The 21,040-nt window shown below is 57.6% G+C and carries 22 protein-coding genes; 2 read left to right on the top strand and 20 right to left on the bottom strand.

The window, feature by feature from the left end; all coding sequences use genetic code 11:
* Positions 1-144: 144 nt before the first annotated feature.
* The 5 genes from EI291_RS02630 to EI291_RS02610 form a co-directional block, all read right to left on the bottom strand.
* The gene (locus EI291_RS02630) at positions 145-2,430 is read right to left on the bottom strand and encodes a TonB-dependent receptor (RefSeq protein ID WP_125417688.1); all 2,286 of its coding nucleotides are present in this window, start codon (positions 2,428-2,430) and stop codon (positions 145-147) included.
* 143 nt (positions 2,431-2,573) lie between these two features.
* Entirely contained in the window at positions 2,574-2,960 is a 387-nt protein-coding gene (locus EI291_RS02625) for a hypothetical protein (protein WP_125417687.1), read from the bottom strand.
* Between the two features lie 165 nt (positions 2,961-3,125).
* Positions 3,126-3,779 carry a HupE/UreJ family protein gene (locus tag EI291_RS02620; RefSeq protein ID WP_240635342.1) on the bottom strand — a complete coding sequence of 218 codons (654 nt, stop codon included), beginning with the start codon at positions 3,777-3,779 and terminating at the stop codon, positions 3,126-3,128.
* A 91-nt stretch (positions 3,780-3,870) separates the two neighbouring features.
* Positions 3,871-5,196, bottom strand: coding sequence for a tetratricopeptide repeat protein (locus tag EI291_RS02615; RefSeq protein WP_125417686.1), 1,326 nt, complete (start codon positions 5,194-5,196; stop codon positions 3,871-3,873).
* Between the two features lie 172 nt (positions 5,197-5,368).
* Positions 5,369-7,450 (bottom strand): DUF4331 family protein, encoded by a 2,082-nt coding sequence (locus EI291_RS02610; RefSeq protein WP_125417685.1) that lies wholly within the window; start codon positions 7,448-7,450, stop codon positions 5,369-5,371.
* A 461-nt stretch (positions 7,451-7,911) separates the two neighbouring features.
* Here EI291_RS02610 and hscA point away from each other — a divergent pair, with 461 nt between their 5' ends.
* Positions 7,912-9,774: a Fe-S protein assembly chaperone HscA gene (gene hscA / locus EI291_RS02605; protein ID WP_125417684.1), complete on the top strand. Its 1,863-nt coding sequence runs from the start codon at positions 7,912-7,914 to the stop codon at positions 9,772-9,774.
* 186 nt (positions 9,775-9,960) lie between these two features.
* Positions 9,961-11,172, top strand: coding sequence for an anhydro-N-acetylmuramic acid kinase (locus tag EI291_RS02600; protein WP_125417683.1), 1,212 nt, complete (start codon positions 9,961-9,963; stop codon positions 11,170-11,172).
* Between the two features lie 9 nt (positions 11,173-11,181).
* Here EI291_RS02600 and EI291_RS02595 read toward each other — a convergent pair whose 3' ends face one another.
* From EI291_RS02595 to rpsE, 15 genes are all read right to left on the bottom strand, one after another.
* Positions 11,182-11,616 carry a hypothetical protein gene (locus EI291_RS02595; RefSeq protein ID WP_125417682.1) on the bottom strand — a complete coding sequence of 145 codons (435 nt, stop codon included), beginning with the start codon at positions 11,614-11,616 and terminating at the stop codon, positions 11,182-11,184.
* Between the two features lie 41 nt (positions 11,617-11,657).
* Positions 11,658-11,972: an FtsB family cell division protein gene (locus tag EI291_RS02590; protein WP_125417681.1), complete on the bottom strand. Its 315-nt coding sequence runs from the start codon at positions 11,970-11,972 to the stop codon at positions 11,658-11,660.
* A gap of 208 nt (positions 11,973-12,180) precedes the next feature.
* Positions 12,181-13,452 (bottom strand): phosphopyruvate hydratase, encoded by a 1,272-nt coding sequence (gene eno, locus EI291_RS02585; protein WP_125417680.1) that lies wholly within the window; start codon positions 13,450-13,452, stop codon positions 12,181-12,183.
* A gap of 325 nt (positions 13,453-13,777) precedes the next feature.
* Positions 13,778-14,371 carry a 50S ribosomal protein L17 gene (gene rplQ, locus EI291_RS02580; protein WP_125417679.1) on the bottom strand — a complete coding sequence of 198 codons (594 nt, stop codon included), beginning with the start codon at positions 14,369-14,371 and terminating at the stop codon, positions 13,778-13,780.
* A gap of 218 nt (positions 14,372-14,589) precedes the next feature.
* A complete protein-coding gene (locus tag EI291_RS02575; protein WP_125417678.1) occupies positions 14,590-15,579 on the bottom strand; it encodes a DNA-directed RNA polymerase subunit alpha in 990 nt (329 codons plus the stop codon).
* 148 nt (positions 15,580-15,727) lie between these two features.
* Complete coding sequence (gene rpsD / locus EI291_RS02570) at positions 15,728-16,333, bottom strand: 30S ribosomal protein S4 (protein WP_125417677.1); 606 nt, start codon at positions 16,331-16,333, stop codon at positions 15,728-15,730.
* Positions 16,334-16,457: 124 nt separating this feature from the next.
* A complete protein-coding gene (gene rpsK / locus EI291_RS02565) occupies positions 16,458-16,850 on the bottom strand; it encodes a 30S ribosomal protein S11 (protein ID WP_044003231.1) in 393 nt (130 codons plus the stop codon).
* Between the two features lie 78 nt (positions 16,851-16,928).
* Complete coding sequence (gene rpsM, locus EI291_RS02560; RefSeq protein ID WP_045688471.1) at positions 16,929-17,306, bottom strand: 30S ribosomal protein S13; 378 nt, start codon at positions 17,304-17,306, stop codon at positions 16,929-16,931.
* Positions 17,307-17,333: 27 nt separating this feature from the next.
* Entirely contained in the window at positions 17,334-17,450 is a 117-nt protein-coding gene (rpmJ, locus tag EI291_RS02555; RefSeq protein ID WP_044003233.1) for a 50S ribosomal protein L36, read from the bottom strand.
* A gap of 9 nt (positions 17,451-17,459) precedes the next feature.
* The gene (gene infA / locus EI291_RS02550) at positions 17,460-17,678 is read right to left on the bottom strand and encodes a translation initiation factor IF-1 (protein WP_022822146.1); all 219 of its coding nucleotides are present in this window, start codon (positions 17,676-17,678) and stop codon (positions 17,460-17,462) included.
* A gap of 4 nt (positions 17,679-17,682) precedes the next feature.
* Positions 17,683-18,453: a type I methionyl aminopeptidase gene (map, locus tag EI291_RS02545; RefSeq protein WP_125417676.1), complete on the bottom strand. Its 771-nt coding sequence runs from the start codon at positions 18,451-18,453 to the stop codon at positions 17,683-17,685.
* Position 18,454: 1 nt separating this feature from the next.
* On the bottom strand, positions 18,455-19,771 hold the full coding sequence (gene secY, locus EI291_RS02540; protein ID WP_125417675.1) for a preprotein translocase subunit SecY: 1,317 nt from the start codon (positions 19,769-19,771) through the stop codon (positions 18,455-18,457).
* A gap of 12 nt (positions 19,772-19,783) precedes the next feature.
* On the bottom strand, positions 19,784-20,227 hold the full coding sequence (gene rplO, locus EI291_RS02535) for a 50S ribosomal protein L15 (RefSeq protein WP_125417674.1): 444 nt from the start codon (positions 20,225-20,227) through the stop codon (positions 19,784-19,786).
* 13 nt (positions 20,228-20,240) lie between these two features.
* Positions 20,241-20,420 (bottom strand): 50S ribosomal protein L30, encoded by a 180-nt coding sequence (gene rpmD, locus EI291_RS02530; RefSeq protein ID WP_044003237.1) that lies wholly within the window; start codon positions 20,418-20,420, stop codon positions 20,241-20,243.
* Positions 20,421-20,426: 6 nt separating this feature from the next.
* Entirely contained in the window at positions 20,427-21,035 is a 609-nt protein-coding gene (gene rpsE / locus EI291_RS02525; RefSeq protein ID WP_240635341.1) for a 30S ribosomal protein S5, read from the bottom strand.
* Positions 21,036-21,040: the final 5 nt, after the last annotated feature.

The raw sequence follows: 21,040 nt of genomic DNA, 5'->3' as shown, positions 1-21,040 counted from the left end.
CGGCGGCCCACCGGGCCCCGACGAGGCAGCTGGCAGTTTCAGTTCAGAGGAAGCCAGACCAACAGAAAAAGAAGGAATCGAGAAAATTGCCATGAAGAAGAAGATTAGAGAAGAACAAAAATGGTTGGCTCCGTTCCGGAGCCGCTAAAACAATACGCTGGCGTTGAGCTTGGCGTAAAACGGCGTGCCGGGCGTGAAGTGCAGCTCCGATACCGGCGCGGCCTCGTTGCGCAGGCGGGTGGTGGTATCAAACTGGGCCTGATTCCACTCCACGTTCAGTAGATTCTCCACGGTGGCCCCTACCTGAAAATGACGCCTAGTGTAACTGGCCACGGCATCCAGCAGGAAGTAGCCCCGGGCCCGCACCGAGTTGTCTTCGTTGGCGGGGCGGGAGTCGATGTGGCGGTAGCGCAGGCTGGCGCTGAAGCCGCCGGGCCGGCGCAGCGTGAGGCCGCCTACGCTGGTGAACGTGGGGGCCAACGGAATCCGGTTGGCCGTGCGCGGTTCGTCCACCAAGCGGCCCCGGTTGAAATTCAGGTCCACATCGGCAAAAAGGGTGCGAGTGAACTGATAGCGGGCGGCCACATCGAGGCCAAAGCGGCGGGTGCGGCCGGCGCTTTCCACCACGCCTTCGTCGCCCACGTACACCAGCTCATCCTGCAGGTGCAGGGCCCATAAGGCCGTATTCACCACCAGCGTAGGCACTGGCTTAAAGGTGCTGCCCGCCTCGTAACCAATAGCGCGGGGCAGCACGTTAGCTCCAGGGTTGGTTACCACAGCCCGGGCATCGTTGGAGTGAAACCCGAAGCCCGAGCGTACAAACAGCTGCACGGCCGGCGTTACATCGTAGTACAGGTTCAGCTTGGGACTCACCCGGCCCTTCCCGGCCCGCCCCGACAGCGAATCCACCCGGTCTTCGCGGAACCGGAAGCGGAAGTAATCGGCGCGCAGCGCGGCGTTGAGCGTGAGCCGGTCGGTGAGGCTGAGCGTGGCATCGAGGTAGCCGTTCAGGTTCTGCTCGTACACCCGGCCCGTCACGATGGTATCCGTCACGGTGCGCCGCACCGAGTTGCGCAGAGCCACGTCGATGTCGTCGAGGCGGGTGCCCAGACCGGCGGTAGTGCGCAGACTGCGGCTACCGAGCTGGAAATTCCGCTCGTAGGTGCCGGTGTAGCCGTAGATGTTGCGGCCATCGGTCTGCCGGATCTGGTCCCCATCTACCGGATTGTTCAGGAAGAAGGTGAAGTTGGAGAACAGATTGAAATCGTAACGGGAGTAATACACCTGCTGACGCAGCACGGCCGCGTGGGGCAGCTCGGTGGTGAGTACCGCCGAAGCATTGGTACGACTGGTGGAACCGCCTTCGGTAGGATCAATACTGCCGAAGCGCGAAATCAGCCCTTCCCGAATGCCCCGCTCCGGCACCTGCCCCGAGGCATCCCAGCGGGAGCTGAACCGGGAAGCCAGCAGCATTAGCGAGGTGCGGTCGGAGAGCTGACCGGTGTACTTGGCCAGCCCGTTGAACCGCTTGAAGTGCTGTTTGGCGTCGAAGTAAGAGTTGGTGAAGGTGTACTCGGCGGCGACGTAGGCGTTTTCAGGGCCGGTGCCCAGCAGGTGGCCGTTCAGGGGCAGCAGGTTCACCAGGGCCACGGTCCGGCGGGTGTCAAACTGGCCCAGCTCTACTTTCACCTGGCTCTGGTCGAGGCGGGTTTTGGTGGTGAACTCACCGGCCCCGGCCGTGGCAAAATCCCCGAACCGGGCCGTATAGGGGCCTTTGTAGACCCGCAACTGATCCACGGTTTCGGGAATCACGAAGTGAAAATCGGCGTAGCCCTGCCCGTGGGCGTGGCTGACCATATTCACCGGCAACCCGTCGATACTCACGTTGAAATCGGTGCCATGGTCACAATCGAAGCCCCGGATGAAAATCTGCTCGGCTTTGCCCCCGCCCGCGTGCTGGGCAATGACCAGGCCCGGCACCAGCGGCAACAAATCCTGCGCCGAATTCACCGGCCGCAGCAGCTTATCGATGTTGGAAATGGCGGCCAGGCTCTGGTTCGGGTCGCGGGGCTGAGCCACCGTCACCTCGGCCAGCGTGAGGGTGGCAGTAGGCAGGCGCAACGCCACCGTGGCGGGTTGCCCGGCCGTTAGCGTTACCGTTTGGCTGCGCGAGGCGTAGCCCAGCCCGCCAGCCCGTACTGTGTAGGTACCCGCTGGCAAATTGCCCAGCTGAAAGCGGCCCAGCTCATCGGCTGTGGTACCGCCGACGCGGCTTAGTAGCTGCACGTGCATTCCGCTCAGCGGCCGGCCGGAGGCCGAATCGGCTACAGTGCCGCGTAGCGTACTTAGCTGGGCCTGCGCCGTAGTGGCGCACCCCAAAGCCGCCAGCCCCAGGCTGACGGCGAAAATCCCGTAAAAAGTAGAACGCATACAGCCACAATGCGACGCCCCGGTCCCGGCCGCAACGGCAGGAAGAGCAGGGGGCGTCGGGTAGGAAGAATAAGGAGATGGGCCCGATGGCGCGGTACGCGTCGGTTTCCGGAGCTGCCGCACGGGCGGACACCGGATGCTGCTTATGCTTCCTGGGGAGGCTGATAGATAGAGCGGCCAGCGCCCGCCAACACGTGCGGTGCCGACAGCAGCCGGTAACTGGCGGTGTAGCGCACCCGCAGTAGCTGCAAACCGGGTAAATCCGGCAAACAGTGCAGGTCGATACTCTGAAAAGAGGCCAGCAACTGTGCAGCGGTGCCGGCTTTATGCTGGGCCTGCACGGCGTGTTGGTCGCCATTGCAGGTATCAAAACAGTCGAGGCGCAGGTAGTTCTGCCGCTGGCACTCGGCACTGTGTACGTATGGATGGGCCGCCGTGGGGCCCGCAGGTTCCGGCCGCCCCACCAGGCCCGCACTCAGCCCCAGCAGGTAGGGCAGCAACAGCAGCAGGATGAGACAGTGACGGAGCATCTTTTTAGTTTCTGGTTGCTTGTTTCTGGTTGTTGGTTGTCAGTTTTTGGAAAGAGTTGATAAAACCTAAAGTAGAGTAGATGGAAGCTGAATATTGAAGGTTTGACAACTGACAACCAGCAACTGACAACCAGCAACTGACATCTATCAACTGACAACGAAAAACTAACTCAGTCGCTCAATCGTCCAGTAGGCAGCCATGAGGCCGATGGCGACAGAGGCGGGTACCAGTACGCGGCGCTTGTACCAGGGCTTGTTGGCAGCCCAGCGGCCAATAAGCAGCCAGGCCAGTAGAATTACGGCCACCTGGCCCAGCTCTACGCCCACGTTAAAAGCCACCAACGACTCCACAAACATAGCCCGCGGCAGCCCCAGACTGGTGAGTGCCCCGGCAAAACCCAGGCCGTGGAGCAGCCCAAAACCAAACACCACTACCACCCGCCACGGATTCAGCCGCTCCACTACAATGTTCTCAATGGCCACAAACAGAATAGACAGGGCAATAAGCGGCTCTACCAGCGTGGGCGGCGGCGATACCACGCCGTACATGGCCAGGCCCAGCGTAATGGAGTGCGCCACCGTGAAAGCCGTAGCCTGCCATAGCACCGGCTTCAGGCGGGGCTCCAGCAAATACAGACTCACCACAAACAGCACGTGGTCGAAACCCAAGGGCAGAATGTGTGTGAAGCCGAGCTTGAGGTAGGTCAGGAAAACGTCGGTGCGGGAGAGCTTGCTCAGGTCGGCATCCAGCACATGCGCGGCGGCCAGCCCCGGCAGCAGCAGCAGGGCGGCGGGCAGCGCATACCGAATGAAACGCACGGAAGGCATCGGTTAAGTGGATTGTACGACCTTACTACTGGCAGTTTTCATCTGTCCTCCTTCGCTTGCTCAGGATAACAGGCAACACGCATTAACGCACCGCCAGCAGCTTGCGGCCCTCATCGGCCAGATCCAGCGTGAGGTATGGATTGATGGCCAGGGCCTGCTTGATCAGGGCCTGCCCTTCGGCGGTGTGGCCATTTTTGGTTGCAATAAGCCCGGCGCGGCACAACAGTGTAGGGTTGCGGGAATTGGTACGACGGGCTATGCTCATGTACTTCTCCGCCTCTTTGTATTCGCCGCGCTTGTAGTGTACCCACGCCATGGTTTCGCACACATCAATATTGTCGGGGCGGCGCTTATATTCAATATTGGCGTGCTGGAGGGCCTTGTCCAGCTCCCCGGTTTTCACGTACGCGTAGGCCAGCTCCCGGTCGGCATAGTGGCCCATAGCCTCATTCTCGTCGGCTTCGTTGGCGGCTGCCGCCAGCATGCCAATAGATTCCTGCGCCATTTTACGGGCTTCGGCCGGCTGGTTGTTCTGGTGGTAGAGGTCGGCCAATTCATCCGCAAAGGCGTAATCCTTCACCGTAATGCGGGCGTCCTGCAGGTATTTGATGGCAGTGGGGTAATCCTGTCGGGCCTGTGCCACGCGGCCCAGTCCGGCCAGGGCGTAAGCATAATGCGGGCGCGCCAGCAGGGCCTGTTGGTACTGCTGCGCGGCGCGGTTCAGGTCACCGGTGGTTTCGTATAGGTGACCCAGCATCACGCGGGCCCATTCCGTTTGTTCCAGACCGGCGTAACCGGCTTCCACAGCCATCTGCATAGCTTCAATGGCCCCCGGCAGGTCGCCGTGGATTTCGCGCAGATAGGATACGCGGGTGTAGGAGCGTAAATCGGGCCGCACTTGGTTCATTTTGTCGGCCATGCGCACGGCCTCGGGGTAGCGGCCCAGCTCCACATTGGCATCACAAAGCAGCCCATAGACAAACGCGTTGTTCGGGTTCACGGCCACGGCTTTTTCGGCTACGGCCAGCCCTTCGGAGAAGTGGTGCTGAGTCAGGCTCAGGGAGGCTTTGCAGCACAGCGCTTCAAAATTCTCGGGCTCCTGGCGCAGAGCCTGGTCAAGCAGCTCCATAGCTGCCGTATCGTAGTACGGATGGTCGCCGGTGATACGGGCCTCCTGCATGTAGGCTTCGGCCAGCAGCACCCGAGCCTGGTTATCGTGGGGTTTGGCGCGCAACCGGGCCAGCAGCCCGTTAATGGCGGCTTTGGTATTCAGCCACTCTCCCCCGGCCGCCAGGTCGCCGTGGCGCTCCTTGAGGGTGGGCACCGGTTCGGGCTTCTGCGTCAGGAAAATGACGGCAATAAAGCCCAGGAACAGGGTAACAAGAACAGGGTAAAGATATTTTCGCACAGCAGTCTGATTGGTTTAGCACGGGGAGCAGCAAGGAAGGGAACCGGCTCAGCAGCCGGCTCCCTTCTTCAGGCAGTGGAAAAGATAGCCGAACTCACCCAGGGTCCGGCTATCCATCCGTGGCAACCAGCCGGCCCGCCATGGGAGACCAGGCCAGTCAAGTAACACGGATTTATCGGGTATGCACCAGCTTCACAGACTGTAGCACGGTATGGCCGGCAGCCACCGTCAGCACATAAGTGCCGGCTGCCAACTCAGGGCCGGCTTTCCACGTCATGTCGTAGGCACCGGGTCTGTGGGTTTTACCGCTCATCAGGGTTGCTACCCGCCGGCCATTCAGGTCGCTCACATACATGGTCAGCACACTCTTCTCGGCTACTTCATAGTGTAGGTTGGTAACATCGGCGAAGGGGTTAGGATAGTTCTGCGCCATTGCCACGATAGTGGGTTTCAGGCCTAGCCCAACAGCGCCGCGCTGCGAGGTGATGGTACCCTGGGCCTTGGTGCCGCTCCAGGGCGTCTGCACGTAAGGGAACCCGCTGCGGAAAGTGGTGTCGTTGGCCTCGATACCCGTCCGGAAAGCCAGCACGTTGCCCAAGCCGTTGGTAGTTTCATAGGGCAGTCCAATAGCCGCCAGCACTACACCGCCCACGGCCTGCAGCTCGATACGGGTAATATCATCCTCCAGTCGGCGGCCGTTCGGGAAGCCGTCCATGTTCGGAATAGCCTGTAGCGCGGTGCTGGTGTTGAAGCGGGCATCCGTCAGGCCCAGTACCGCGGCTGCCAACAGCCCTTCCGAGCTGAAATCAGCGGAATTACGCGGCGTAGCGGGCACGGCCATGTTCAGGCGGAGCATATCACCACCCACGCCACCGGCGGCAGCGGGGTTATCAATAAGCGGCAGGAAGTTGTTGATGAAGGGCTTGCCGGCGGCCAGTGGGTTGCCGGTGGGCTTGCCCGTAGCCAGCTGATACGGCCGCACGTTGGGAACCCCCGTGTGGAAAATCGGCAGAATATCCACGGAACGAGGCTTGCCGGGCCGCAACAGGTACTCCGCATAGCCGCCGTCGGCAATTTTGGCAAAGGCCGTACCCGCCACATCGGCAGCCGGCGCATTCAGCAGCGCCGAAACGCCGTTCTTATTATTAGCGAAATCAAACGTATTCAGCGAATTGCGCTGAATACGCAGCTGCCCCAGGCCGGGTACCGCGGCGCCGTAATAGCCGGTTCCTTCGGCCACGTACAGGCCCAGCTCCGGGTTGGAGAGGTAATCTTCGGTAACGGCAGCCTCCGTGTAAGGCGTGGCCGCATTCCAGGCATCTTTAGCACCAATTGGCTGAATCACCTCATTGGTGAGCGGCATGCCAATGCGCGACACCTGTACCCAGTTGCCACTATGGGTCTGGCTACCGTCGGTGTTCAGAGTACGCATAGCCGGGCGACTGGCTGAAGCCCATACCCCGATTACATAGTCGCTATCCAAGATGTTAGCGGCCTGTGCACCGGTTTTACCATCTTTCTGCAGCACCGAAATCGGAATCTGCAGCGCAATGGTGTGCGTATTTTTCTTGGCCAATCCGTCGCGGGCAGCCGCCGTCCGGATACCGCCCAGGTCGAAGATGCCGCCCAGGTCTGTGAAGAACGGGTCATCTACGGGCCCGCAGAATACTTTAAGAGTGCCCACTGTCTGAATGGCGCCGGTCATCAGGCTTTCGTAGCTGGGCGCATTCAGCCCGGCAGCGCCCTGAATGGAGCGCGGGCCGATATTCGGGGGCGGTACCACGCCGGTACTGGTCAGCGTGGTGAAGGCCCCCCCATTGCGGCTTACCTCCATGGTGTAGGTCGCCTTCAGGTTCTGCTGCCCCAGCCGGATGTTGAAGAAAGTTCCGGGGTCCTGGTTGGTGCGCGTGAAGGTGAACCGGTAGGTAATGTCGTCCTGGTTCGGATTGGCACCTGAGTTTTTGATGTGAATCTCGTAGCGCACGTTCTGCCCGAACGTGTTGTAGTTGGGCCCACCCTGCGGCAATTCCAGCGGAATGTAGTTAGCCACGATGTTAATCATCTCCGCATTATTCGGGTCGCGGAAGGCGTACAGGTCGGTATTATCGGCCAACGGGTCGTCGGCAATGAGAGGAGCTTCGCGGTGGCTGGAAGCTTCCAGGTACGTGTGTTGTCCACTCCAGACCAGCAGGCCTGCTACCGCAGTAGCAGCTAACGACAATTGGAGAATCGGACGCGTAAGCGTTTTTTTCATAATGGGTATATGGTGGAAATGGGTGAGAAAAACTGCCTGCAGCAGGCAGCAGGAAAAGCGCCGTAACTACGGCCGCTGGAAATTGGGAATGGCAACGGTGGGCGCAAGGCAACCTTCTCGTAAGCAGATCAGGCTGAGAATGATAAGATGCTCCAGGGTGCGACTGAAGCGGACAGGTATGTAGCGCGGGATATGTACTAAGGCCTACGGCTACGCTCCCATCAACGGATTTAAATAGTCAGAATCTTATACAACTATTTTAAGCCCCCACGGAACTTTTCCGGGCGGCTTGCACTAAGCCGGGATTACAGAGCTTCCGACCAACACGTTGGTAGGGCGGCAGTCAACGGCTGCCGCGCTTTTGTTGCGTATTTTTGTGCCTTTCAGGCCCTGAGCTGGTTGTAGCTACTTCAGGGTATCATTCCGCCTTTTCTGTTTACGCTTCGGCGTACTCTCTCCATATGGCCAAAGTCGCAATCAACCTCTCTACCGGGAGTATTCAGCAGGAAGAAATTATTGTGGGTATCGATCTGGGCACGACCAACTCCCTGGTCGCCTACATTCATCCCGAGGGCCGGCAGCCGGTAGCCATCAACGACCAGGGCCGGGGTACCATCGTGCCGTCCGTTGTTCATTTTCCGGCTGCCGGCGAGGCACCGCTGGTGGGCAATGAGGCTAAAGAATACTTGCTCACTGACCCGCAAAACACCATATACTCGGTGAAGCGCCTGCTGGGCAAGAGCTACCACGACCTGGGCCAGCACGCGCAGGAGCTGGGCTACAAGGTGATTGATGATAACTCCGAAGGCCTGGTAAAAATCCGGGTGGGCGACAAGTTCTACTCTCCCATCGAGCTGTCGGCTGAAATTTTGAAGGAGCTGCGCGCCCGCGCCGAGCACGCCCTCAAAACGCCCGTGAACAAAGCCGTTATTACGGTTCCGGCTTACTTCAACGACTCGCAGCGCCAGGCCACCCGCGACGCCGGCCGTTTGGCGGGCCTGGAGGTATTGCGTATTGTGAATGAACCGACGGCCGCCGCGCTGGCCTATGGCATCGGCCTCTCGCCGGATGAGGAAAAAACTGTGGCCGTGTATGACCTCGGCGGCGGCACCTTCGATATCAGCATTCTGCACCTGCACCAGGGCATTTTTGAAGTGCTCAGCACCAACGGCGACACCTACCTGGGCGGCGACGACCTAGACCGGGCTATTTCCGCGCATTGGACTACCCAGTACGACCTCGGTGCCCGGCTGCAAAACAATGGCCCGCTACAGCAGGAGCTGCGCCTGCTGGCCGAGTCGGCCAAACGATACCTTAGCCAGCACGACGATTTTGCCGGCAACCTCGGCGACGACGTGGTGGTGCGCCTCTCTAAAACCGAGTTTAACCAGCTAGTGCAGCCCTTGGTGGACCGCACCCTGGCCGCCTGCCACCAGGCCCTTGCTGATGCCAAGCTCACGCCGCAGCAGCTGGATGCCGTGCTGCTGGTGGGCGGTTCTACCCGCGTGCCGTTGGTATACGATGCCGTGTCGGAGTTTTTCCAGCAGCCTGCCAACAACTCCCTCAACCCCGATGAAGTTGTTGCCCTCGGCGCTGCCATTCAGGCCGATATCCTGGCTGGCAACCGCCGCGACGTGCTGCTGCTGGACGTGACGCCTCTCACGCTGGGCATCGAAACTATGGGCGGCCTGATGGACTCTATCATTCCGCGCAACTCCAAGATTCCCACCAAAGCCGGCCGCCAGTACACTACTTCGGTGGACGGGCAGGTAAACCTGAAGATTTCAGTGTATCAGGGTGAGCGGGATTTGGTGAAGGAGAACCGCAAGCTGGCCGAGTTCGACCTGCGCGGCATTCCGGCCATGCCCGCCGGGTTGCCCAAGGTAGACGTCAACTTTATCCTGAATGCCGATGGTATTCTCAAGGTGGAAGCCATCGAACTACGCTCCAATACGCGCCAGGCCGTGGAAATCAAGCCTCAGTACGGCCTCACCGATGAGCAGGTGGAGCAGATGCTGATGGACTCACTCACCCACGCCCGCGAGGATGTGGCCGCCCGCATGGTTATTGAGGCTCGCACCGTAGCCGAGCAGATGCTGTACCAGGTGGAGCGGTTTGTGGCCAAAAACGGCCAGCACCTTACTCCCGAGGAAACCACCCAAACGCAGGCCGGTGTAACCACGCTGAAAGCGGCCCTCGAAACCAAGGAGAAGGATACCATCCTGAAAGCCGTAGATGAGCTGGAAGAACTCACCCGCCCGTTTGCCGAGCGGGTCATGAATATCAGCATCAGCCAGGCTATGGCCGGCAAAAAAATCGGCTAAACGGCCGCCCGGTAGTTCACTGGTCCTATATCAGCCCCGCTGTCAGTTACTGGCGGCGGGGTTTTCGTTTTCTGTCTACAGCTTTACGCCCCCGGACGGCCCGCCGCGCGGCACTAAAGAGTACAAATACCGTTTCGACCCTGAACCGAGTTCGGCCACCGGCAGTAGCCAGCACATAAAGTTCCCATGAATCCGCACCTCCACCGCCTGTACCAACTGGCCCAGCAACCCAGCCGCCGCATCGTCGGCCTGATGTCGGGTACTTCTCTCGATGGGCTGGATGTGGCCCTGTGCCGCCTGCACGGGCACGGCACTAACACGCGACTGGAGTTGGAGCAGTTTGTCACGGTGCCGTATACTGATGAGGTGCGCCACCGCATCCGGCAGGTATTTGCCCGGGAGCAGGTGAGCCTTGAGTACCTGACGCTGCTGAACCCCTGGCTGGGCCATTTGCACGCCGATATGGTACTGCAGTGCCTACAGCAGTGGCAGATTCCGCCCGCCGAAGTTGACCTGATTGCCAGTCACGGCCAGACGGTGTACCACGCCCCGGTGCATCAGCATCAGCACCCCGATTTCCCTGGCACGAATGCCACGCTGCAGCTCGGCGACGCGGACCACCTAGCCGTGCGGACCGGCATCATCACCCTCAGCGACTTTCGGCAGAAGCACATTGCCGCCGGCGGCGAAGGCGCTCCGCTGGCGGCCTACGGGGATTATCTGCTGCTGAGCAGCCCCCAGGAGGAGCGGCTGCTGCTGAACCTGGGTGGCATTGCCAACTTCACGTACCTGCCCCGCGCCGGCCAGGATGCCCGCATGGCCTTCAGTACCGATACCGGCCCCGGCAATACGCTGCTCGACGCCACCGTGCGTCGGCACCAGCCGGCCCTCAGCTACGATGAAGACGGCCATCTGGCCGCAGCCGGTACTGTGCAGGAGGCTTTACGGACGGAGCTGCTGGCGCACCCATTTTTTCAGGCACCATTGCCCCGAACCACCGGCCCTGAGCTGTTCAACTCAGCCTACGTACAGGCAGCTCAGGAGCGCACCCGCACAACGGGCTTGCCGCTGGAAGACCTGCTGGCTACGCTGGTGGAAGTCAGTGCCGCCGGGGTAGCGCAGGCTGTACGGCAGGCGTTTGGCGCCACGCCGACACTAGCCGTGTACGTTAGCGGCGGCGGTGCCCACAACCCCACGCTGATGGCCGCGCTGCAACAGCAGCTACCGGCCTGCCGGTTCACTACCACGGCCGCGCTGGGCATGTTACCTGATGCCAAAGAGGCCATTCTGTTTGCAGTGTTGGCCAACGAGGCGGTAGCAGGTCAACCCCTGAGCATCGGGAGCGGACGGCAGCGCGTACCGGCCGTCAGCATGGGAAAGATTTCCCTGCCGGCGTAGCCCCAGGCATCAGGGCCGCAGCCGAATCAAACCGAAACTTTGAATCTGACGGGCCGCAGAGTCCTGAAAGGTCACGTCGAGCTGCACATGCGGCCCCGGGCGCAGACTATCGGCGCGGTAGCTGAAGCCCACGAACGGCTGAATCGTTTCTTCTTCCCGGAGCCGGTAGCCTAACTTGTACAGGTCGATAGTGGGGCCGTAGGTTCGGGCCTGCTCAATAATCGGCTGCGTGGCGGCTCTGAAGGCCGGCATCGGCAGTTGCTGCCGGGTAGCCGGACTCAGGAGCTGATACGCCGCCTCCCAGTTGCCGGCCAGTACCGCCAGCAGAAACTGCCGCGCCACCTGCACCTGCGAGTTGGCCACCTGCTGGCGCGTCACCGCCGCCGACAGCATCCAGCCGGATAGAATCAGTAAAAAGACGCGAAAAGTAGCAGGCTTGAGCATAACCGGTAGGCGGGCAAGTACCACGCCACTTGTCAGGCGGGTTATTCCTTTTCCTGGGGTACCAGCACAAACACATCCTCGCCGGGGCGCTTCATGATGTACTTCTCACGGGCGAATTTCTCCAGTAGCTCCGGGCTACTCAGCAGTTCCGCCCGGTCCTTCTTCACCTTGTCAATCTCGCGCAGGTAGTATTCTTTATCGGTATTCAGCTCCTTCCACTTCGCGTACATATCGTACTGCTTGATGAAGTCGTTGGCATCGAACAGGAACATCCACACCAGAAAGGCCAGCCCGGTCAGGAAGTAAAAGCTGCGCAGGAAGCGTGGGACCCGCTCAAATATTTCCGAAGCACTCATGGCAGTTGGTCTGTGGGAAGCTGATGGTTGGTGTGGCTGGCGCAGGTTTCCGGAGTCAGCCTACGCAAATATCCAGCATTTCTGTCACTCCCGCTTCATCTGATTTCGCCCGGCACGGGCCACAAAAAAACGGCACCGCCGCCCCCAGGGCAACGGTGCCGTTCCACAGAAATCCACGTAATCCGGGAAATCTTGTTACCGCCGTGACTTACATTTTGCGGCCGGGGAAATAGGCTACCTCGCCCAGTTCCTCCTCAATGCGAAGCAGCTGGTTGTACTTGGCCATCCGGTCGGAGCGCGAAGCCGAGCCGGTTTTGATCTGGCCGGTGTTCAGGGCCACGGCCAGGTCGGCAATGGTGTTGTCCTCCGTCTCACCCGAGCGGTGGCTCATGATGCTCTTGTAACCGTTGCGGCGGCCCAGGTTGATGGCATCAATGGTTTCCGACAGCGTACCAATCTGGTTTACTTTGATGAGGATGGCGTTGGCAATCTTCTCATCAATGCCGCGCTGCAGGCGGTTCACGTTGGTCACGAACAGGTCGTCGCCTACCAGTTGCGTGGTCGAGCCGATGCTGTCGGTCAGGTTTTTCCAGCCGGTCCAGTCGTCCTCGTCCATACCATCCTCAATGCTCACGATGGGATACTTCTTGGTCCAGTCGGTCCAGTAGCTCACCATTTCCGAAGAGGTCAGCTTGTCGCCGGTGCTCTTCTTGAAGTGGTAGTGCGTGCCATCGTAGAACTCCGAAGCGGCGGCATCCATGGCAATCATTACGTCGTCGCCTGGCTTGTAGCCGGCCGTTTCAATGGCTTGCAGCACCACTTTAATGGCGTCTTCGTTGCTCTTGATGTTCGGTGCGAAACCACCTTCATCCCCCACGTTGGTGCTCATGCCCTGTTTTTTGAGCACGTTCTTCAGGTGGTGGAAGATTTCGGTACCCCAGCGCAGCGCCTCCGAGAACGAAGGAGCGCCCACCGGCATAATCATGAATTCCTGGAAGTCGATGCTGTTATCAGCGTGCGAACCGCCGTTCAGGATGTTCATCATGGGCACGGGCAGCGTGGTGGCATTTACACCGCCCACGTAGCGGTACAGCGGCATGCCAGCCTCGGCGGCAGCAGCGCGGGCAATAGCCAGCGAAGCACCCAGAATGGCGTTGGCGCCCAGGTTGGCTTTGTTCGGCGTGCCATCCAGCTCCAGCATGATTTTGTCGAGCAGACCTTGCTCAAACACCGAGAAACCCACCAGCTCCTCGGCAATTTTGCTGTTCACGTTTTCCACCGCTTTCAGCACGCCTTTGCCCATGTACTTGGACTTGTCGTCGTCGCGTAGCTCTACGGCCTCGTGCTTGCCCGTGCTGGCTCCCGAGGGAACGGCGGCGCGGCCTACAGTGCCACTTTCAGTCGTTACATCTACCTCAACCGTCGGGTTGCCGCGCGAATCGAAGATCTGACGAGCGTGGATTTCGGTGATAATGCTCATAGGGAAATGGGTTTATGAAACAGAATGCAGTTTTGCGTAATGGCTCCCACGCCATTAGGCCGCAAGGTAAATAGTATCACCGACCTTTCCCTGCCAGAATTTGGTTCCGCCCCGAATGCAGGTTATCAATCTGCTAGGCCACTAGCTTCAGCACCTGCCAAACCTGGCCTAGCAGCCGTTCTCGTGCTAGCTCCATCCCCCGCCGCTCTTCCCCTCCGCAAGTACCTACCAAACCCGGTAGCCACCACGGACCACACGACACAAAAAAAGGGCGTTCCTGTTAACAGGAACGCCCTTTTGCTATCAGCCCGAAGGCTGGATACTACTACTCAGCAGCTTTCTCCTCGCGGGTTTCGCCGTCTTTCAGGGTTTCGGTAGCCGTGTCCTCGGGGGCCGAAACCTCCGTGGTGGCAGCCTTGGCCTTCTTAGCGGGCTTGGCTTCAGCTACTACTTCAGCCGACGTTTCGCCTTCCGAAGCTTTCTTGCTGCCGCCACGACGCGAACGACGGGTAGTAGAAGCTTTGGCTTCGCCAGCGTTTTTGGCTTCCAGCAGCGTATCGTTGAAGTCAACCAGCTCGATGATGCACATCTCAGCGTTGTCACCCAGACGGGTAGCGCTCAGCTTGATGATGCGGGTGTAACCACCGGGACGGCCGGCAATTTTAGCCGAAATAGTGCCGAACAGCTCTTTCAGCACGTCCTTGTTGCCCAGCTCCGAGAACACCAGACGACGCGAGTGCGTGGTATCGTTCTTGGATTTGGTCAGCAGGGGCTCTACGAACTTACGCAGGGCTTTGGCTTTAGCAACCGTCGTGGTGATGCGCTTGTGCAGGATCAGCGACGAAGCCATGTTCGACAACATGGCATTGCGGTGCGAGGCCGTGCGGCCCAGGTGGTTGATGGTTTTACCGTGACGCATAAAAAATGAAAAAGTGTAGGCTTGCGGGCAACGACCACGGCGGAAAACAGCCGATACAGCAGACTGTTCTCACATTAGAACCGTTACCCCTCCGGGCCTACTAGGTTAAAAGTGTGAATGGGGTGCAAAGGTAGGAAATACCCAAGCAAAAAAAATGTGCTGCTGCGAAATTGTGCAGAACGCACTAATTCAGCAGCAGCACATTAACAAGCCGAAGCCTATTCTTCGTCGAGCTTGTAGCGGCTCAGGTCCATCCCGAAGGTCAGGCCTTTCTCCTCTACAAGGTTCTCCAGCTCCGTCAGCGACTTCTTACCGAAGTTGCGGAACTTCATCATGTCAGCCATGTCGAGCTGCACCAGGTCGCCGAGGGTTTTGATATCGGCAGCTTTGAGGCAGTTGTAGGCGCGCACGCTCAGGTCCATATCCGCCAGCGGCGTTTTCAGGACTTTGCGCATGTGCAGCGTCTCTTCGTCCACGGTTTCCTCTTCTTCGGCTTTCACCGTTTCGAAGGTCATGGTGCTGTCGGAGAACAGCATGAAGTGTTGAATCAGAATGTTGGCCGCACCTTTCAGCGCGTCCTCCGGGTGAATCGAGCCGTCGGTGTGAATCTCAATAACGAGCTTCTCATAGTCGGTCTTTTGCTCTACCCGGGTGTTTTCGATGCTATACTTTACGTTTTTGATGGGCGTAAAGATGGCATCAATGGCAATCTGACCGAAAACTTGGTCAGCAGGCTTGTTCTCCTCAGCGGGAACGTAGCCACGGCCTTTCTGAATCGTGAATTCGAATTCCAGCTCGGTGCTGGGGTCCACGTTACAGATTACCAGATCCGGGTTCAATACCTGGAAACCGGTGGTGAATTTGTTGATATCGCCAGCCGAGAAGGTGTCTTGGCCCTTCACGCGCACCGTGATTTTATCCTCGATGGCGTCGCTCACTTTCTTGAAACGAACCTGTTTCAGGTTCAGGATGATTTCGGACATGTCCTCAATCACACCTTCAATAGTCATGAACTCGTGCAGGACGCTGTTGGTGCGAACCGACGTGATGGCATAGCCCTCCAGCGACGACAGCAGGATGCGGCGCAGAGCGTTGCCGATCGTGACGCCGTAGCCTTTCTCCAGCGGCTTGAATTCAAACGTTCCGTAGAAGTCGTCGGATTTCTCCATTACCACCTTCTCCGGCATTTGAAAAGCTAAGATTGACATAAGTGGGGCGTTTGAAGTAGTGAGTAGCAGACCGTAAGAACGCGGCTAATGTAGCCTGATTTCTTACCGCCTGCTACCCATTTCCAGATATAACAAGGAAAAAAGTCGAAGCAGAGAAACGGCCCGGACTGCCGGGCCGTTCCATAAATTACTTCGAGTACAGCTCGACGATGAGCTGCTCCGTGATTTTCTCCGGAATCAACTCACGCGAGGGGGCACTGATGAACTTGCCCACCATTTCTTTGCCGTCCCACTCCAGCCACGAGAAAGCACGCGCGTTGCGGGCGCTCAGGCTCGTAGTGATGGCCTCCAGCGACTTCGACTTTTCACGCACGGCAACAACGTCACCAGCGCGGAGTTTGTACGAAGCAATGTTTACAATCTCACCGTTCACGGTGATGTGCTTGTGCAGTACGAGCTGACGAGCGGCGCGACGCGTAGGAGCAATGCCTAAGCGGTATACCGTGTTGTCAAGACGCGACTCGAGCAGGCCCAGCAGGTTGTCGCCGGTGATGCCGGGCATCGTGGCAGCCTTGTGGAACAGGTTCTCGAACTGCTTTTCCAGTACGCCATACATGTACTTCACTTTCTGCTTTTCCATCAGCTGGACAGCGTACTCGCTCTGCTTCTTACGACGGCCACGGCCGTGCTGGCCGGGGGGGTATGCTTTTTTGGTGAGTGCCTTGCTTGGGCCGAAGATCGGCTCATTGAAGCGACGGGCAATCTTGGTTTTAGGACCAGTATAACGTGCCATTTCGGAGTTGTTGAGTGTTGAGGGGGTTGAACCGTTCGAACCGGGCAGAAACAGGCTTCGCAAGGGTGAGAAGCAGCTGCAGCAACCGGCTCAGGTAGTCCGCCAGGCGAACAGGTTCAATAAATCAAACGCGACGACGTTTGGGAGGACGGCAGCCGTTGTGGGGCAGCGGCGTCACGTCCTTAATGGTCGTTACCTCAATACCCACGTTACCCAGCGTACGGATGGCCGATTCACGACCAGCACCCGGACCTTTCACGAATACTTCGGCTTTGCGCATGCCCAGGTCGTGAGCAACTTTACCGCAATCCGTCATAGCCATTTGAGCGGCGTAAGGCGTGTTCTTCTTCGAACCACGGAAGCCCATTTTACCAGCCGAAGCCCAGGAGATTACCTGGCCGTTGTTGTTGGTAATGGAGATGATGATGTTGTTGAACGAGGCCTTGATGTGTACCTGACCTACGGGTTCTACAACGACAACGCGCTTCTTGGCTTTGTCTTTTCTTTTTTGTGCCATTTGGTTATCGCAAAATACTGCGGAAGGTGTTGAAGCCCGCCCCTACAAGAGAAGCTGGGCTCCGATTCCCGCTACAGATTATTTAGTAGCCTTTTTCTTGCCAGCAACGGTCTTCCGCTTGCCCTTACGGGTACGCGAGTTGTTCTTGGTACGCTGACCACGAACCGGCAGACCTTTGCGGTGACGCAGACCGCGGTAGCAACCGATGTCCATCAGGCGCTTGATGTTCAACTGCACTTCTGAGCGCAGTACACCTTCGGTCTTATACTCAGCGGCAATCACGCCGCGGATTTCGCCAGCTTCGGCTTCAGTCCAATCTTTCACCTTCTTGTTCAGGTCAACGCCTGCTTTGGTGAGGATCTGCTGAGCAGAAGGACGGCCAATGCCGAAAATGTAGGTCAGCGCGATTTCGCCGCGCTTGTTGTCTGGGATATCTACCCCTGCAATACGAGCCATGTGCTTTCTTAAAAAGGTCTGGTGCTACTAGCCCTGACGCTGCTTATAGCGCGGGTTCTTTTTGTTGATCACGTAGAGCTTGCCTTTGCGGCGGATGATTTTGCAATCAACGCTACGCTTCTTTACGGAGGTTTTGACTTTCATGTCGTCGGGTTATTTGTAACGGTACACAATGCGTCCCTTCGACAAATCGTAGGGCGACATTTCGAGTTTTACCTTATCTCCCGGCAGAATCTTGATGTAGTGCATCCGCATCTTGCCCGAAATGTGGGCAATCAACTGGTGACCATTTTCCAGCTCCACGCGGAACATGGCGTTGGATAAGGCTTCCAGGATGACACCGTCCTGCTCAATGGAAGTTTGTTTGGCCATAAGGCTACTGTAAGGCTTTTTCTATGTATTCGAAGGAGGTAAGTATTTCCGCCTTGTCTTTACGAACAACTACGGTGTGCTCAAAGTGCGCGGATGGCTTCAGGTCTTTCGTCCGAATTGTCCATCCGTCCTTTTCCTGCACCACGCTTTTGGTACCGAGGTTTACCATAGGCTCAATGGCCAGCACGAGCCCCGTCTGCAACTTGAGTCCCGCTCCACGCTTACCGTAGTTCGGAACCTCGGGCCGCTCGTGAAGCTTTTTACCAATCCCGTGGCCGACCAGCTCCCGAACTACTCCGTACCCCTGTTTCTCAACATGGTTCTGAATAGCGTAGCTGACGTCGCCCATCCGGTTGCCCGCCACTGCCTGTTCAATGCCCAGATACAGTGACTTTTTGGTTTCCTCCAGCAACTTCGTTACCTCTGGTGCCACCTCCCCTACTGGGTGGGTGTATGCACTATCGGCGTGGTATCCATTGAGCAGTACTCCGCAGTCTATCGAAACAACGTCTCCGTTTTTCAGCGTGTAGTCGCCCGGGAAACCATGCACTACTACTGAGTTCGGCGAAATACAGAGGCTGTACTCGAATCCATTGTAGCCTTTGAAAGAAGGAACCCCGCCATTATCCCGGATGAATTCCTCTGCGCGCTGATCCAGCTCTCGCGTAGTAACTCCTTCCTTGATGAGCTTAGCTACTTCTCCATGAGCCTGCGCCAATACTTTTGCACTGGCCCGCATGAACTCGATTTCTTCCTCGGTCTTGTAAAAAATCATCTTACGAAGCGAGGGCAATGTTCTGAGAACGACCCCGCGTTTTACCAGTCTTCATCATGCCATCATAATGACGCATGAGCAGATAGCTTTTTACCTGATTCATGGTATCCAGCACTACCCCTACCATAATGATCAGGGAAGTACCACCATAGAACTGAGCAAAGGGACGGGTCACGCCTGCTACCGTTGCCAGTGAAGGTAGGATAGCAATGACGGCCAGAGCAACTGCACCGGGCAGGGTAATCCGGGTCAACACATCATCAATGTATTCGGAGGTATCACGACCAGGCTTAACACCTGGAATGAATCCACCACTACGCTTCAGATCATCCGCAATCTGGTTGGGATTGACGCTGATTGCCGTGTAGAAGTACGTGAAGATGATGATGAGCAACCCGAACACGACATTGTACACCCAATGGTTTGGCTGAAACCAAGTACCAATGAGAGTAGCCGTGTCGCTGTTCTTGTTCCAGGCAGAAGCAGCAATAGCCGGCACGAACATCAGCGACTGAGCGAAGATGATCGGCATTACGCCAGCTGCATTCACTTTCATCGGAATATACTGACGCTGCGAGCTAAGGCTAGCAGCACCACCGATTTGCTTGGCATACTGTACGGGAATCTGACGAACCGCCTGCGTGAGGATGATGACCGCCATAACTACCAAAAACAGTACTACCAACTCAATCAGAAAAATCAACGAACCGCGCATAGTACGAGCCGTTGCCTCTCCGATCAAAGCACCTGGCAGGCGCGACACAATCCCAATCATAATGATCATGGAAATGCCGTTGCCAATGCCTTTATCGGTAATCTTTTCCCCCAGCCACATGCAGAACAGCGTACCCGCCGTTACAATCATGGCTGTAGAAATGGTAAAGAAGACACCGGGATTAACGATGGCTTCGGCATTAATTGTAGCAATAAAGCCGATTGACTGTAGTGCTACAATTGGAATGGTAAGGATGCGCGTGTACTGGTTGATCTTCTTACGTCCCGATTCACCCTCTTTCTGGAGCTTTTGAAAGTAAGGAACGGCAATTGTCAGCAGTTGCAGAACAATTGACGCGGAAATGTAAGGCATGATGCCCAGCGCGAAAATCGAAGCATGGCTGAATGCACCACCGAGCAGAGTATCTAGGATACCCAGCACGCCAGTAGCACCGCCCTGTTTTAACCGATTCGGGTCGACGCCGGGGAGCACCACGTAAGAACCCAGCCGGTAGATGGCAATGAAAAAAAGCGTATTGAAGATCCGCATACGCAGATCTTCAATCGCAAAAATGTTCTTAATCGTGGTGATTAACTTGTTCATTGCCAGTCAGGCTTACAGCGTCACAGCTTTGCCACCAGCCTTCTCAATAGCCTCAACGGCCGATTTGGAGAAAGCGTGAGCATGCACTTCCAGAGCCTTGGTGATTTCACCACGACCCAGCACTTTGATTTTGGCGTTCTTCGAAGCCAGACCAGCCGTTACGAAGAAAGCGGCATCCAGTGTAGCGGTGCCATTCTCCGTTAGAGCAGCCAGCACATCTAGGTTGATGGCTTTGTACTCAACACGGTTAATGTTCTTGAAACCAAATTTAGGTACGCGGCGCTGCAGAGGCATCTGGCCACCTTCGAAGCCCGACTTCTTGGAGTAACCCGAACGGGACTTGGCACCTTTGTGACCACGCGTCGACGTGCCGCCGCGGCCGGAACCCGTACCACGGCCAATGCGCTTTTCGTTGCGCGTGGCGCCAGCGGCGGGTTGGAGATTGCTGAGATTCATTTTCGGGAGATTCCTAGAGTTCGGTTACTTCCAACAAGTGCTTAACGGCATTGATCATGCCAGCAACCTGAGGCGTGTTTTCCACGCTCTTGGTGCTGCCCATTTTGCCAAGGCCCAGGGCCTGCACAGTGCGTTTCTGACGCTCGGGGCGGTCAATAACGCTTTTTACGAGTTTGATTTGGATCTGCGCCATTTGCTCTTAACCGTTAAAAACTTGGGAGAGAGTAATGCCGCGAGCTTGTGCGATTTGCATGGGGTCACGCATTTTCAGCAGGGCATCGAAGGTCGCTTTTACCACGTTGTGGGGGTTCGACGAGCCTTTCGATTTGGCCAGTACGTCTTTGATACCGGCGCTTTCGAATACGGCACGCATAGCACCGCCAGCAATTACACCCGTACCAGCAGCAGCCGGCTGAACCAGCACATAACCACCCGAGTACTTACCTTCCATGATGTGGGGAACCGTGTGCTTGTACAGCGGCACCTTCACCAGATTTTTCTTTGCATCGTCAATGCCTTTGGCAATGGCGTCGGTTACTTCGTTGGCTTTGCCGAGGCCGTAGCCTACGGTACCGTTGCCGTCACCTACTACTACGATAGCCGAGAAGCTGAAGCGACGACCGCCTTTTACTACCTTAGCTACGCGGTTGATAGCAACCACTTTCTCTTTCAAATCGGAGTCGCCAGTGCGCGACTCTTCTTTGCGGTCATTGCCGCCGCGACGGTCATTGCCACCACCACGACGGTCATTACCACCGCCACGGTTGTCGCCGTTGCCACCACGTGGGCCGTTGTTAAATTCTGCCATGATGA

The organism is Hymenobacter rigui (genome assembly GCF_003944715.1).
Taxonomy (GTDB): Bacteria; Bacteroidota; Bacteroidia; order Cytophagales; family Hymenobacteraceae; genus Hymenobacter; species Hymenobacter rigui.
This window is presented reverse-complemented; position numbering and strand designations above follow the sequence as displayed.